Here is a 14,566-nt window from a genome sequence, read left to right as displayed (position 1 = left end):
GTATATGGTCCCCACTCTAGAATTCAACATTAAGAGGAGTTTCCATGGCAGGTCCTTTTGGCGGTCCAAGTCCATTTGAACAACAACGCAAAATTGATGGAGTAAAACACATCATAGCCGTTGGGGCTGGTAAAGGTGGAGTAGGAAAAAGCACTGTTTCTACAAACCTTGCCTTATCGTTATTAAAAAAAGGGAAATCTGTTGGCCTCCTTGATGCCGATATTTATGGCCCGAGCATTCCAAAAATGATGGGGCTTACAAATATGCAGCCCAACATAACTGCTGATAAAAAAATTGAGCCCCTTGTAAGTCACGGCATTAAAACAATGTCCATGGGTTTTTTAGTTGATGATAAAAGTGCCATCATTTGGCGTGGCCCCATGCTTTTTAAAGCTATGGAGCAATTTCTTCGGGATATTAATTGGGGTGAACTTGATTACCTCATTGTTGACCTTCCACCGGGTACAGGTGATGTTCAACTTTCTGTAGCACAAAAAGTTCCACTTTCAGGGGCAGTGATTGTGTCGACTCCGCAAGACATGGCACTGATTGATGTGCGTCGATGTGTAGATATGTTTAAGCGCGTGAACACACCTATCTTAGGTTTGATTGAAAACATGTCTTCATTTGAATGCCCCCATTGTCACAAAGAAAGTGAGATGTTTAAACCAGGAGAACTTCATCAATTTTGCGATAAAGAAAATATTCCTATTCTTGCAAAAATTCCATTCAACACTAAAATTGGTGAAGCTTCAGAAACTGGAAAACCATTTGATGAAATAATTTTTGATGGGGCTGCAGAAAAAATAATTTCTAAGCTCAATTAAAATCACAGCACCTTCGTCTAGATTTTCTTTTAAAAAATTTCACGGGTTTACTTCATTAACCAAAGTCCAATAAGATTTATTAAGAACAAAACAAAACTGAATATAATACCGACCTTTAAAAAAAGGAGAGCCTTTGCTCAGGACACAAGGATGTCGTTCTGCATTTATTCTTTTACTTTTGATCCTCACACTCACCGCCTGTGCTCAAGAGAGATCATTTCAAACGCGAATTGCAACATCACCCGATTCGCCACAACCCGACGTGCAACGCCCAATAATTGAGGTGAACCCCAATACTCCGGAACAAGCTTATGGAATTTATTGGGACGGCAAACTCACACATCCCAGTCAGCTACCCCTCGATGGTACGGGCTTTTTAAAGATCATGCGCTTACGTAATCGCGCCTATGCTACTGATATTCTCACCAAAGTAATTGCTGCAGTAGGAAAAAATATGATAGCAAAATTTCCAAGCAGTGAGCGCCTTCAAGTTGCTGACATCGCTCAATTTGGTGGCGGTCAAGTCGGAGGTCACCGCAGCCACCAAAATGGTCTTGATGCAGATATTGTTTACTTAAGAAAAAATCTTCAAGAACAAGAACCACATGTAAATGGTTTTCAAGAGTCATTTGTAAAAAATGGTAAAATCACCGCAAACTTTGATGTGGCTCGCAATTGGCATTTGATGAATGAGTTAGTAGCCACAAAACGAGTTGGTAGAATTTTTGTAGATGCGGCCATTAAAAAAGCATTTTGCAGCTACATCACTCAATTGGGTGTGACACCTGAGCGTACAGAGACCTTACGTCGCATGGGGCTTGTCTCACTTCATGACGACCATTTACATTTGCGCCTGAAATGTCCATCAACGAGCACTCACTGTAAATTACAGGTCGAACCTTCCACTGGCAGTGGTTGTGATTTGAAATCTCTTGTTAATGATACTGAAGGCGAGATTGAGTAGCGTTGATTGTCACATTGGCTAAATATTGAGCATCAAAACCCAGCGCTAAACCCCTAATATAATTGTGGTTACGGCACAGCTCATGCAATTAGTTTTCATGATTCATTCTTATTGGAGTGCACATGAAAACTTTTTTATTTTATGTCTTTGTTTTAGCCCTCAATATTCAACCAGCATTTGCTGAATCACAAAAATTAGACCCTGAAAATATCAGAGAAATTGAAACACTAGTAAGAGCTTACTTACTTGGTGATCTGTCGCCATTTTCTAATCCAAATGATTATGAAACAAGCCAATTACCTGAAAAACTTGTAGAGCAGCTAAATAATCCTCAGAGTTCTAAAGAAGGACGCATTAATGCCATTTGGGCTTTAAATAATATGTTCGTCAAACGCATCGATGACAGAGCACTTGCAGAGGTTAAAGCTGGAAGAAGTGTTAAAGATTTTGAGCGTGGGACACGCGCGCCAATTGATTATCACTTAGATGCGTTAATTTTTTCTGATTACGATGAAAGATTTCCTATAGCTGAATTTTTTCTTAAAGCAATCTCTCACCCCGACTCATCTGTCGCAGAAATTGCACAAAATGGGGCCCAGATAATTGTGAATCATTTAGTAGATATTGCTTTAGAAAATGGTTCTCTTAAAAATCAAACCGGTACGTATCAAAGACATATTAGTGATGCGATAAATATACTAAAAGCAATGGGTACGAAAAGCGCCATTGAAGGGCTTGAGCGTATTGTTAAAACAACACCAGGAAGACGAGACCATGTAAAATCGCAATTCTTGATGCCCCGGCATGAACTGGCTGCGTTTTATGCAGGTAATGAACTTGTAGACATGGCAATGAAGGTTAATACCAAAAAACTTTCAAATCATTGCATCCACTTACTTCACACATCACTCACAAATATGTGATGATTTAGTGGGCTAACTGAGTAGTATCTTTTTGTTTACCCAATTGATCAATTGCTGTGAAAACAGCACCTTTGGATGACGTCTTAACCACCCAAAAATGTCGTGTAGCTGATGTCTGCTCAAGATAATAACGAGTGGGGTCTGGCGTGCGTGTTGTTTTACCCCAGCAACCATCACCTAAATAAAGTGTTCCGTCTTTATCAGGCAAATTATTTTTCAAAAGCTTTGTTCGCTTTAACGCATGATCATGATTTTCAAATGCGGTAGTAAGTTTGTATTGGTCAAATAATGGTACCCAATATTTTCTTCCATCAATCATTTGTGTTTGCTCACTAAAACCACGAGCACTCGGGTACAAAGGCACATGATAAATAGCAAATTCATTTGGGATTGAGGTGTTTTTAGACATCTGGGCTTTAAGCCAATCAGTCTGAGCACCACTTACTTTTGCAATATGCCCGGTATCAAGAACGTAAACAATCGTGTCACGACCAAATTTTCTTGTGAAGTAAGATAACTTTGAATCTTGAGCAAAATACGTAGAGTAAAAAGGAGCTTTCGCGAATGTCCCGTTATAACCACCTAACACTTCATGATTGCCAATAGCTAATACGATAGGAATCATCAACCCATCTCTGGTCACCATGTTTTTATCCCACGAGGAAAAAAACTCATCCCACTTTCTAGCATTTGCCAAATTGCCATCGTCATAGGCGATGTCTCCACCTAGCATTGCAAAATCTGGATTATATTTTGCGGCTTGTTTATTGAGCTCAGTCATTTCAGCAGAAGAATTCATATCTCCACCCGTAACAAAAGTGAGTGCACTATCATCAGCAGGAATTGTTTTAAATTTTTTCTCGATACCATTTCCCGCAGTGCCGTTACTTACGGTGAAATAATAGATCGTGTTTGGTTCAAGGTTTTTAAGCTCAATAACATGAACTCGACGATTAATCGTTTTGAGTTCTTTATAGTTACCAGAGGTCTTATATTTATAATCTTCAACAACGCCACCATGTGAAATTGTATCGTAATGAACTGTGGCAACAGATGATGTTAGATCTGAATGTACATTTACTGTGATCGTTCGACTTGTATCTTCAGATTGCCAAGTTAAATAAACATGCCCCGTCGGAGCTTTTCCGACTGTTTCTCTATCTTCACAACCAACATTGTAAATTAAAATTGCAAAAGTCAAACTTGCGAAAAACATTGAAGTGAAAAATCTTATTTTCATTTCCCATCCCTGGTTTTTTTGTGATGTTCCCCGTCTATTAGCTCAACAGGATACAGAATTGGAATCAACCTAAAGTCTAAGCTGAGCTTCAGTTCTAGACATTAGTTGACAATTTAAATGTGACTTTTCTCGACGTTAGTAGAGTAAATTATTATGGAGTGGCAAAAGGCGCGGGAGAAGACCCTGGAATATTGTTCATCGAACCAGAGAGAAGTTCAACTTCTTGAACTTCAAAAATATCTCCAGCCATACAAGTTGAAACAGCATCGAAATTTTGTTTTCCTTTAACTTTCACAACATTGCCTTCGACGATATAACGAGAATCCATCTTTAAAGGAATGAAGCATTTTTGCCCACCTTCAACATTATCTTGTGCGCATAAAAGAACACGGCAACCATCAAGGTTTAAGGGCTTAACTACAGTGGCTGTAATCTCGGTTTTAGGTAATGCAGAACGACTTGCACCGTCTTCTTGTGGAGCTGGAGCACAGTTTTGAAAGCCTAAAATCAGGCAAAAACCGACCACCATTAAAGCGACTGTCAAAAACTTAGGCATTTAAACCCCTCTCATTGACTATTATCCCTTATACTCTAAATTCTGCAAGGATCTTGCCAACTTGGCCCCTATTGTAATTTTTACTGCGATGCGCTATTATAGAGTTATAACTGAAGTTGAACCTTAGCAGGAGCAGAGCCGATGTAAGAAACCCGAAAATTGAATACGTTGCTTGTGCCTCTTTGAAAAAGGCAAACTTAGCCGAAAGGCCGGGACGCAAAACCATGGGGCTACGTGAAATCACTCACTTGCTTGCCAGGTTACCAAAGGGAGAAACAGACCGCCACACGAACCGTGGAGGCTGTCCGATGGATAAACATCTTGAGGCCACAACACTAATTCAGCCAACCTATTCGGGATGACATTTGATGTGCCTGGGTAGCGAGCTGAAATATTTTAACGACGGACTTATGAACCGTCGTTTTTTTTCGCCTAAATTCAACAATACTGCGTCATGCCCTGGTCTTGCTTTTGATTGCTGCGTCTGTGAGAATTATTATCACACGCTTAAAAAGCAAAAGTGCCGGGGAGCTGAAAATGAATTCAGAAAAATTTGATATATTTGTAGCTCTCGATGGCCCCGTTCTCAATGGCTGGGAAGGCCCCGCTGGAGTACTTCGTGTGCGCAACTTTTCAGATGATACACATGAAACTAAAATTAAATTCTTTGACGGTGTCGCAGGTGCTCATGCTGTTCAAATAAATAAAGAAGGTACTATTGGGTTTTTAGGTGGTGTGGCTCGTTGTGGAATATTTTTTGACACTCAAACATTAGAAGAAATTAAAAGATTTTCTACTTCAAACTTTGGCCCCATAGAAGTTACTTACGAGAGCCAAACCCATGTTGTGTTTATTCAAGAAAAAGTTTTTATCACAGCTGTAAGAGGCCATTTTTATAAATTTAATCTTGATGATTTAGAAAGCCCCGAAGATTTAGGTGAACATGGCTGCAGCTTGCCTCACGCTATAAAACTCTCGCCAAGTGGTCGTTATCTTTTTTATGGAATCATGGATACTTGCAATAAAGGTTGGGCAAGACAATTTGGAATATTTGATCTTCAAGAAAAAGATGACGCTAAAAAAGTAAAGATCGTTCATATCGATGATACTGCTTGGCACTTCAGCACACATCCAACAGAAGATCTTATTTACGCAGTTTCAGAATGTTATGACCCGCAACCCGGAATCGGTAATATTCCTTTTGATTTTAATAATTTTTCAATCGGTTATCGTAAAAACTTCATTTGGAAGATCGATGGTCGCACGGGTAAAGAACTTAAAAAAATAGTAATTGCTGCAAATCTACCAAGTCATCTCACATCAGACGTGGTTGTCATCGGTGATGAGAACGACACAGTAATTTATAACAGCTGCGCTTCAAGCACTATCACTATCGCTGAATTTAAAACCTATAAGGTTAAACACATCGAAGAAAGAGTGGGCTGGCTCTACGCCCTTTTTCACCCAGGAATTTTTCGCGCAGCCTGGATGAATTTACTTGAAGCCTTTACGAGAATTCATATGTTCGGAAATTTTCACGCTCTCATTAGAGCCTTAAGAGTTTCTCGCGGGAGTTTACTTGACGGAAGTTACGGATTACTACTTAGCCCCGATAAAAAATATATTTATTCATGTCACCGAGGGCTTAATCAAATTATTGTGTACGATTATGCAACCTGGAAAGTTCATAAGCGCATTAAGCTCCCACCTGCTCGCAATTTCTTTAAAGGATACTTTGGATTATTTTATGACCCGCGCTTAGGAATGCACCACGCTTATTTATCAACTAAATCTGCGCGCTAGATTTATCTCGTTGAAGGATGTTTCCACCCTGTGGAATGAACAAGATAAGTAACAAACCTTGGAAACAATCGATACAAAACATAAAAAACTTGAACCATAAATGGTGCGATGATTTCACGACAATTCCACTCAATACCTCGCGCGATTATCTTCGCTGTTTTTTCTTCTGTGAGAGTGGGAATCAGCTTTGAAATACTCGGTACTCGATCTTCACTCCCAGAATTTGCCTCCCAATAGGAGCTATCAACTTTACCGGGCATAGCAAGTGTAACGCGAATTCCAGTGCCCCTTAAATCGCCTCGAAGAGCTTCAGTAAAACCGCGCATTGCCCAACGAGCGGCTGAATACCCTGTTGATCCTGCAAACGGAACAACAGACGAGGGTGAAGTCATATTCACAATGTGGCCTGATTTTTTAGAAAGCATTGCTGGCAAAAAAGCACGTGTGAGATAAAACGCCGCAAAATAGGGAAGCGCCATCATCTGAACTACTTCGTCTGAGGTTGTTTCATCAATGCAACGAAATTTTCCGGCACCTGCGTTATTGATCAAAATATCAGGCACTCCTATTTCACTTATTATTTTTTGAGCTGTTACTTCTGTAGCTTTTGCATCTGAGAGATCGACTGCATAAATGTAAATCGCCGGAGCCGGTAAATTTGAAGACAAAGCTTTAGATTTTATTTCTCCAGCGACTTTTTCAAGATCACTGAGACTTCGCGCCAAGATCACAATACGACCGCCTTGATGAGCCATCTCTTTAGCTAAAGCAGCACCAATTCCGCGCGATGCTCCTGAAATTACGCTTAAGTTTCCTTTTATTTGCATTTAAGAATTATCTTGCGAAGTTCGAGGAATCACAAGCTTTTGCCCTCGTTGTACCTTATTTTGTGCCAATCTGTTTTTCTTCATAATGTCATTTACACTTACTTTATGGCGACGAGCAATTTGAGTCAGGGTATCACCGCGTTTAACGACGTATGTGAGTGATGGGACATAGCGATTTTTATTTTGGCTATTAGACTTTGCCGCATGAAATACACGGGGCATTTTATCGATATTAAATGCACTCGTCGGAATTTTTAAAGTGATTCCAGGCTTAACCTTATTTTTGCGAATACGATTTACTTTCAAAAGCTCATCAACGGTTGTGTCATGGGTTTCAGCAATTTTATCAAGTGTATCGCCTCTTCTTACTTTGTATCTTAAAAAACTCAATTTTGAAGGAGCCTCAGCTTGTGCTAAAAAGCGTTTATTCTTAACAATCGCTTCACTCACTGCGATTTTTGCGGCTTCGCCAGTACCCTGTGGAACGCGAATAGTCGCAACATCACCAATGACAGGGATGTATTGCGTTTTGTATGCAGGATTAAGATCTTTAATTTCGTCGTACTCGATACGCATCGCTTTTGCTAAAGCTTTCATGTCAACAGGGTCTTTTGCGGTGATCACATCAAAAACCATGGGGCTTTTATAGTCGAGACCCATGAATCCATATTTTTCAGGTTCAAGAGCAATTTGTCTTGCTGCTAAAAACTTTGGAACATAGTGAATAGTTTCATTAGGAAGTTGTTTACGCTTTGCTAATTCCCAAAAATCTCGTGTGTAGTTTTTCATGACAAGAGATTTAATTCTATTCTCGCCGACATTGTAACTTGCGATGGCCAAAAACCATGAACCAAAAAGATTATAAAGCCCTTTAAAATACGCTGCAGCTGCTTCAGTGCTACGAACAGGATCCCAGCGTTCATCCATAAGACTATTTGCTTTTAAGCCGTAGTGTTTCCCAGTGCCTGGCATAAACTGCCAATAGCCAACTGCTTTAGCACGGCTTTTAATTTTTCCTGTGAAACCCGACTCAATCATTGCGATATAAATGAGATCTTCAGGCACACCATTTTCACGCAATATTTTTTTCATCATGGGGATATATTTAGTTGAACGTTCCATGTAGCGCTCAAAATGACCACGCCCACGGCCTTGAAAATATTCAACCCATTTTTCTGTTTCTTCATTAAAAGTTACGTCAATTTTATCAATAGAATCAGTTGCACCCAAATCTGTTTTGGTGGTGGGAAGCTTTTGAATTACTTTATTCTCTGCAGCTTCTTCAACTGTTGCAGAACTGCCATCTGGATTGGGGATAACATTCTTACTTGCGCAACCTGTTACCAAAAATAAAGTCATTGTGAGTAGTGTTAAAGTTCGTTGCATTATTTCTCCGTTTTTAAAATTAGAGAGACATTACTTGATGATAATTGATTTTACACACTAGAGAAGATTTATGAAACTTGCAACTGAGCAAGTTTAGAACAAAACTATTTTGCGCTAGACGTTGGACCACTCGCCCAAGGTGGTGTTGGCATTTGCGTGAGCCCGCCATAGAGCATTCGATACATTAAATAATTTTTCAAAATAGATTTCACATAAAAAGAAGTTTCAGCCCAGGGCATTTCATCAACCCAAGTGTCTTTAATTTGACCTTGGGATGTAACAAACAGTGAAATCCGCGTTGGCCCTGCGTTATATGCTGCAAGTGCTAATGGAATTGAGCCCCCATAGCGCTTTAAAAGCATCGCATAGTAATGAGCACAAAAACGGACGTTCGTCGCAGGATCAAAAAGTTCTTTTGAGATATCAACTTTCAAACCCAATTCTTTTTTTACCTCTTCAGCCGTTGGCGGAATCATTTGCAAAAGCCCCATAGCACCACTACGGCTCACAGCATTGAAATTAAAAGCACTTTCTTGTTTCATGATAGACAAGAGTAAAAAAGGATCAACACCTGAACGTTTTTTATCATCGCTTACTAAATCCCAAAATTCTTTTGGAAATATTTGATGAACTACGTATTGAGTTCGACGTATCGGATCTACATCTAAAATGCCTGTCAGCATACCAAAGCTCTTGGGATAATTAAGAGCTTGCGCATAATAATTAGCTAAATATTGACCTTCATCATTTGAAAGTACTCTCGTTGAAAAAACACTTAATTCTTCTGAGGCAGCATCTAACATACCAGCACTCAATAAGGCCCGAGCCCTTTCAAGTGCGAAATTTTCACTCGATGAAAAATTAACCTTTGCTGACTTTGGTTTTGTGACTTCATATTCAGGGAATTTTTTTTGAAGTTCGTTATGAGCGATCAATCCGTAATAAGTCAGATGAAAACGTGCAACAAGTTCTTTTGCGGCTTTGATCATTTCTTGCTCGGCGTTTTTTGCCTTATAACTTTGATAGAGCCAAAAAAGTGAAACGAGATCTTGTTGGCTTGTCAATTTTCGTGATCTTGCAATTTCAAGGTGAGTGATTGCTTCAGAAGGGTCGTTTTCATTGTAGTTGATGAGCCCCCATTGAATAGCAGCATCAGGAATCTCTGTGGCAGTAGGATAATTACGAATCAAAAGTTGATATATTTTTTTAGCATCACCATAGGCACCACTTAACTGATAACTACGAGCAGCGAGATAATAAATTCTTGAGGCACGCACGGAACTTGAAATTTGGTCAGCAGATTTTTTCAATAACGGGGCAGCATCTGCGTAAGCTTGCATGTCAAAAAGTGTTTTACCCCAATCAGCTTGTCTGTCTGAATCAAAATTCAACATCTCTGAATGTATTTTCTTCTTTAATACTGAAGTTCCCTGAGGCCCTCGACTCTTTTCAGTTTCAGCAATAAGCAATTCAAATATTTTATCCTGAGCCCATTTAGATTTAATGCCCAAAGGAAATTTTCTAATGAGATTTGCCATGGCTTCAACCGCCCCAACGACATCATTACGAGCCAAATTTGATTGGGCTTGATTAAAAAACTCAAACTCCTCTCCTGATGGCTGAACAGCTTGTGCTAAATTGGCGGCCTCCGTAGTCGCCAGTGCTTTTGCTTTTTCTTCTAGCTGTGCTCTAAAACTTGGAGGCAACATGGGCAAAATACTTTTAATTTTTCCGTCTATAATATTATCTGAATTTAAATCTTTAGACCTTTCGAATTGTCGATGGGCCTCTACCCATTGACGTTCTGCAACCAAGAGCTCGCCTGCAAAAAAATAGAGTTGAGCTCTTTCAGCTTTATTTAAGAGAAATTCAATTTTAAATAATTTTTGAAGTTCAACACGTAATTCTTTCCAATGAGAATTTTTATTATGCCAACGAGTAAGTGCAAACTTTGCAGATACTAGGGCTTGTTGAATTTTCGAGCCTAAAGGTTTGTTATGCCATGCAAGCTGGTTAGCTTCAACAGAGGCAATAGAACTCGCAAGAAGAGCACCTACAGCATAACCATTGTCTTTAGTTTTAGTTTCACTCTCGGTGAGTTTACGACCACAATTAAGTTCGATGAGCCAAAGCCAATCACGCACAACACTTTTTTTAGGAACATTTCTTGCTGCCAAAACGCAACCTTGCCAATCACCCAATGATTCAGCAATGGCAGTCTTCATAACCGGATCTTTTGCAGTTTTTATTCTTTTTTGTTTTTCGACAACTGATTTAGCGGCCCAACGATCAGTAAGTGGTAATTCTTCAAGCTCCACTGATTGAGTTTTTACAAATGCAGATGCACCTGAGGCCATGAGAGACGCGAAAAAAAATAAAACTACATGTCTAGTCACGGCTGTTCTCCTAAATCGTAAATTTGACCCCATTCATTCTCAGAGATTCTAAGCTTAGTTTGCTCCCAGGGTTTTGTGGAAGCACTAAATTGAATCTTTTCACGAGCCCCCCAATAGAGATAACGCGCCTTGATTTCTTTCGCTGCAGATCGCCAATCGCCTTCACCCATCATGAGAGTTTTGAGTTTTTGCTCAACATGAGATGACTTAATTCCGTGACTCCAGAGATGCCCCCCGTAACCTGCGACGATTTTATATCCACAAAGACTTACAGGGTGATTATAAGTCGGCATAGTTGCAAAAACTGATTGAATTGGAACTTCTCTTAGCATTTGGCACACAGAATCAACTTCACTACGCGAAAGTATTTCAACAGGGCGAACGGCTTGGCCAAAATAACTTGCCAAAGAAATAAAACCTGAGAAAAACAGCCAAAAATATAAAATGGGTTTGAGTGAGTTTTTAATTTTTTTCACAACTAATTCATATATTGCGGGCAAACCCAACAAGTAACACCAAACCATGAGTTTAGTGTTGTCCCACTCCCATGGGGCAAACATCACAAAGAGTAAAATTAAATATATAATCATTGCAGGGACGAGCATTAAAAAATACTCACGGTTTTTACTCTTAACAACCCTGTATGCTGCAAATAAAACCAAAGGAATAAAAAGCCCATAATTTTGAATAAAAAAGTACAAAAAGTTTTGTTCACCAATCATCCAACCTGGTTTGATCCAGATCAGCCCTGAGTGCCGAAAAAAATCAGTCAAACAAAGTGTAGTAACAGTAGCTGGAATCACAGCCCAAAGAAAAATAGGTACAGCCTCTTTGATTTTTTTTTGTGCGATTGACCAAATTGCAAAAATCACTGACATAAATAAAAACGTATGAAAATGGATTAATGGCAAAGCCCCCCATAAAAGGCCCTCCACCCAACGAGGCAAAGTAATCTCGTGAGACAAAAATCTACGTCTCCAACTCCAGAGCAAAACAAGACCTATGGAAAATGCTAATAAAAATCCACGCTGGGGCACAAACAAAGTCAAAATTATATTTTTCCATGCCATGGAACCCAAATAATCTCTCACCACACCTGTTGAGAAAAACTCAAGACTTGCCAGGCCACCAGAAAATAAAAAAGAAGCCAGAGCAAAACCTTTACCCCACATAAAAGGGCTTGCATGGTTAAAAATGTTGCCCCCATACCCATCAATGGAAAGATAATTTCTTGTGGCACATTTAGCTTCACAAACATGGCCGTTAAAAGATCAACCCCATACGGGTAATGCAGTTGTTCAGCACTGTAGATTGGATTCATGGGCCAAAAACTTGCACCTTTTACGAAATTTTGAATGTAAGTAAGATGAAGTGGAAGATCGCCGAGATTGTTACCATTGAGGCTGAAAAATTTATTACTGTCTTCAAAAAATATCCATAAAAATTGTCGAGAACAAAACAAAATGAAAAAGAAAATAATTAAAAATTCAAAAGTCCCGTATTTTTCTCTGTTGAATTTAATTTTCTGTTTGCGAAGAAAACAAGCACTAACGACGGCACCACAAATAAATGAAGTAATGCATACAAGTGTTGTAAGTTTACCCACAAACATACAAAGAAAAAAACAAACTGTAATCGAGATAGAAAAAAATAAAAGAGCTGCTGTGAGTAAGATCACTTCGTAACCGACTTTATTCTAAATGAAGAAACAGGTACAATTTCTTCTTGGTCAGATGAGTTTCTCCATCTAAGTTGCCCCATCATTTCGCCACCGTAATCGTTATAACGCAGTTGTAGTTTTCGCCAACCCTGTTTTAAGAAAACAGTTTTACTTACAGTTTTTGTAGGGTGCGCACCTAAATTCGAAATGACATTAACATCGTCAATCCAGAGATCACTTCCGTCATCACTTGTGAGAAAAAATTCAACGCTTAGATTTTTAGGAATAAATATTTCACCAGTAAAAATAATACCAAAGGGTGCTGGCATTGTGCGCTGGTTATTACTCCAGCTAAAATCAATATTCCCAACAGTTTTTGTCGCCACAACCGCCCCTGACCAATCAGCAGTTGAATAGTAACTTGCAACTAAGCCCTGACCCGGCTTGGGTTTAATCTGTGCTTGGGGTTTTACCCGCATCGTTTTTTCGTCAAAGAAATCTTTGAACACTTCGGTGTCGAAATAGGCGTAACACTCACCTTTTGAATTTCTAAGCATAAATGGTTGGGCGAAATATTCTTTTGTGATTTTTTGTTCAAAAAGCAGACGACGATTTCCATCTACCAAGATCAAAATACCATCAGCGTTGTTTGGCAATTTTGTGCCATAATATTCTGCTTTTGTATAATCACCTAAGAGCCAGGGTAGTGGCCAATCACTATCAAGCAATAATACAATGCGTGAGTCACGGTGCTTAGGTGATTTAGTAACCACAGCATCAAGTTTAGCTAAGATATTCATAATATCAGGATACGTTTGAACATAAACGTAGGGCTCTGTTGCATCAGCGTATTTGAAAAAATTTAGCTCGATAGAACGGGCTGTACTTAACATGCTAAAAGTAATTACCGCTACAAGTGCAATATGGAGGGCGCGCTTTGTATGGCGCGCAAAATCGGATAATAAACTTGCTGCTAAAATTAAAAAGGGCCAAATAATTTCAATGATGCACCAGGGTGTTTTGTAATTAATAATACTGTAAGCAAGAAAACATCCAAAACCGTAAATGCTGATTAAACGAAGCCACCTTGATGATTTAAATAAAAACCGAGGAAGATAAAGGAGCCCAACAAGAGCCATCCATTCATAACGCGTAAAAAGTGTTACCCAATACCAAAGTGGTTTGTCATGGCCATTTCCTTTTGCACCTGTCTTATACCATGGCATAAAACTATGAAAAAGGTCGTTCACACCCTGAGGGTTCCTAAAAAATCCGGTGTAAAAAATTACAATTAAAAATGCGCTCACAAAAGTGACAATCCAAATATCATGCACATGGTAACTAGGCTGTGGTTTATGAGTCATATCTGTTGATGGTGAAAATCTCTCGTATATCTTGAGACAACCCCATGCGATAAAAAATGTACCAATATGTACAATAAAAGTTTCTTTGGTCAGAATCATTCCCGTACAACCCAAAGCTATTTGCCAAAGTGAAGTGCGATCATTTTTTGTTTGATTACGTAAAAAACCTAATAGAGCTAGAAGTGAAAAAAACAAAAGCTCTGATTCATGAATCGCATATCTTGAGTAAAAAACCATGCCCGGCGAAACAGCCATAAAAAGTGCTGCACTATTTGCAGTGAAACGACCAATATAAGGCCTTAAGAGAATCATGAGATAAACTGCTGCTACTCCAAATAAAGAAGCAGAAATTCTTAAAGCCCAAAGATTTCGGCCCATAAGAAGTTTAAAAACATACATTACATAAAAATGAAAAGGTCCATGGTAATTGGTAGGATCATATTTGTAAAAACCATGTGCAATGAGCTGATCAACGAACCAGCCGTTGATCCCTTCATCGAAATGAGGGGGTTTAATCGCCAAAAAGAGAAAGCGAAGGAGTACTGCAATGGCCAAGATCGTCCATAAAGCCCAATCTTGCTTTTTTTTATGCGTTTCCTCAGATACCATGAAAAGATCAT

The 14,566-nt window shown here is 39.1% G+C and carries 12 protein-coding genes and 1 riboswitch; of the genes, 4 read left to right on the top strand and 8 right to left on the bottom strand.

Features of this window, described 5'->3' with window-relative positions; all coding sequences use genetic code 11:
* Nucleotides 1–44 precede the first annotated feature (44 nt).
* The 3 genes from SGI74_02755 to SGI74_02745 all read left to right on the top strand — a co-directional run bounded on the left by SGI74_02755 (nucleotide 45) and on the right by SGI74_02745 (nucleotide 2,714).
* A complete protein-coding gene (locus SGI74_02755; protein MDZ4676404.1) occupies nucleotides 45–827 on the top strand; it encodes an Mrp/NBP35 family ATP-binding protein in 783 nt (260 codons plus the stop codon).
* Between the two features lie 133 nt (nucleotides 828–960).
* Nucleotides 961–1,791: a penicillin-insensitive murein endopeptidase gene (locus SGI74_02750; GenBank protein MDZ4676403.1), complete on the top strand. Its 831-nt coding sequence runs from the start codon at nucleotides 961–963 to the stop codon at nucleotides 1,789–1,791.
* Between the two features lie 122 nt (nucleotides 1,792–1,913).
* Nucleotides 1,914–2,714 (top strand): hypothetical protein, encoded by an 801-nt coding sequence (locus SGI74_02745; GenBank protein MDZ4676402.1) that lies wholly within the window; start codon nucleotides 1,914–1,916, stop codon nucleotides 2,712–2,714.
* Between the two features lie 4 nt (nucleotides 2,715–2,718).
* On the opposite strand, the gene SGI74_02740 is transcribed toward SGI74_02745, so the two are convergent.
* Together SGI74_02740 and SGI74_02735 are read right to left on the bottom strand one after the other, a co-directional pair.
* Nucleotides 2,719–3,954 (bottom strand): metallophosphoesterase family protein, encoded by a 1,236-nt coding sequence (locus SGI74_02740; protein ID MDZ4676401.1) that lies wholly within the window; start codon nucleotides 3,952–3,954, stop codon nucleotides 2,719–2,721.
* A gap of 151 nt (nucleotides 3,955–4,105) precedes the next feature.
* Complete coding sequence (locus tag SGI74_02735) at nucleotides 4,106–4,510, bottom strand: hypothetical protein (GenBank protein MDZ4676400.1); 405 nt, start codon at nucleotides 4,508–4,510, stop codon at nucleotides 4,106–4,108.
* 180 nt (nucleotides 4,511–4,690) lie between these two features.
* A riboswitch (cyclic di-GMP riboswitch) is annotated at nucleotides 4,691–4,778 on the top strand.
* A gap of 269 nt (nucleotides 4,779–5,047) precedes the next feature.
* Between SGI74_02735 and SGI74_02730 the strand changes: the two genes are divergently transcribed.
* On the top strand, nucleotides 5,048–6,313 hold the full coding sequence (locus tag SGI74_02730) for a hypothetical protein (protein ID MDZ4676399.1): 1,266 nt from the start codon (nucleotides 5,048–5,050) through the stop codon (nucleotides 6,311–6,313).
* A gap of 2 nt (nucleotides 6,314–6,315) precedes the next feature.
* Here the strand turns inward: SGI74_02730 and SGI74_02725 are convergent, their stop codons facing one another.
* The 6 genes from SGI74_02725 to SGI74_02700 form a co-directional block, all read right to left on the bottom strand.
* Complete coding sequence (locus SGI74_02725) at nucleotides 6,316–7,140, bottom strand: SDR family NAD(P)-dependent oxidoreductase (protein ID MDZ4676398.1); 825 nt, start codon at nucleotides 7,138–7,140, stop codon at nucleotides 6,316–6,318.
* Complete coding sequence (locus SGI74_02720; GenBank protein MDZ4676397.1) at nucleotides 7,141–8,526, bottom strand: LysM peptidoglycan-binding domain-containing protein; 1,386 nt, start codon at nucleotides 8,524–8,526, stop codon at nucleotides 7,141–7,143.
* Between the two features lie 104 nt (nucleotides 8,527–8,630).
* Nucleotides 8,631–10,922, bottom strand: coding sequence for a transglycosylase SLT domain-containing protein (locus SGI74_02715; GenBank protein ID MDZ4676396.1), 2,292 nt, complete (start codon nucleotides 10,920–10,922; stop codon nucleotides 8,631–8,633).
* The gene (locus SGI74_02710; GenBank protein ID MDZ4676395.1) at nucleotides 10,919–12,094 is read right to left on the bottom strand and encodes a hypothetical protein; all 1,176 of its coding nucleotides are present in this window, start codon (nucleotides 12,092–12,094) and stop codon (nucleotides 10,919–10,921) included. The genes SGI74_02715 and SGI74_02710 overlap by 4 nt, the downstream gene beginning before the upstream one ends.
* Nucleotides 12,010–12,534, bottom strand: coding sequence for a hypothetical protein (locus SGI74_02705; GenBank protein MDZ4676394.1), 525 nt, complete (start codon nucleotides 12,532–12,534; stop codon nucleotides 12,010–12,012). Before SGI74_02705 ends, SGI74_02710 begins: the two co-directional genes overlap by 85 nt.
* A gap of 62 nt (nucleotides 12,535–12,596) precedes the next feature.
* Nucleotides 12,597–14,555 (bottom strand): TIGR03663 family protein, encoded by a 1,959-nt coding sequence (locus SGI74_02700; protein ID MDZ4676393.1) that lies wholly within the window; start codon nucleotides 14,553–14,555, stop codon nucleotides 12,597–12,599.
* Between the last annotated feature and the right edge of the window lie 11 nt (nucleotides 14,556–14,566).

The organism is Oligoflexia bacterium (assembly GCA_034439615.1).
Lineage (GTDB): Bacteria > Bdellovibrionota > Bdellovibrionia > JABDDW01 > JABDDW01 > JAWXAT01.
Note: the sequence above shows the minus strand (reverse complement) of the source record. Positions and strands in the feature narration are given on the sequence as shown.

What these genes read in the sequence shown, in the direction of transcription:
- SGI74_02755 (MDZ4676404.1), top strand. Translation starts at nt 45, where the DNA reads ATGGCAGGTCCTTTTGGCGGTCCAAGTCCATTTGAACAACAACGCAAA.
- SGI74_02745 (MDZ4676402.1), top strand. Translation starts at nt 1,914, where the DNA reads ATGAAAACTTTTTTATTTTATGTCTTTGTTTTAGCCCTCAATATTCAA.
- SGI74_02740 (MDZ4676401.1), bottom strand. Translation starts at nt 3,954, where the DNA reads ATGAAAATAAGATTTTTCACTTCAATGTTTTTCGCAAGTTTGACTTTT.
- SGI74_02735 (MDZ4676400.1), bottom strand. Translation starts at nt 4,510, where the DNA reads ATGCCTAAGTTTTTGACAGTCGCTTTAATGGTGGTCGGTTTTTGCCTG.
- SGI74_02730 (MDZ4676399.1), top strand. Translation starts at nt 5,048, where the DNA reads ATGAATTCAGAAAAATTTGATATATTTGTAGCTCTCGATGGCCCCGTT.
- SGI74_02725 (MDZ4676398.1), bottom strand. Translation starts at nt 7,140, where the DNA reads ATGCAAATAAAAGGAAACTTAAGCGTAATTTCAGGAGCATCGCGCGGA.
- SGI74_02720 (MDZ4676397.1), bottom strand. Translation starts at nt 8,526, where the DNA reads ATGCAACGAACTTTAACACTACTCACAATGACTTTATTTTTGGTAACA.
- SGI74_02710 (MDZ4676395.1), bottom strand. Translation starts at nt 12,094, where the DNA reads ATGTGGGGTAAAGGTTTTGCTCTGGCTTCTTTTTTATTTTCTGGTGGC.
- SGI74_02705 (MDZ4676394.1), bottom strand. Translation starts at nt 12,534, where the DNA reads ATGTTTGTGGGTAAACTTACAACACTTGTATGCATTACTTCATTTATT.
- SGI74_02700 (MDZ4676393.1), bottom strand. Translation starts at nt 14,555, where the DNA reads ATGGTATCTGAGGAAACGCATAAAAAAAAGCAAGATTGGGCTTTATGG.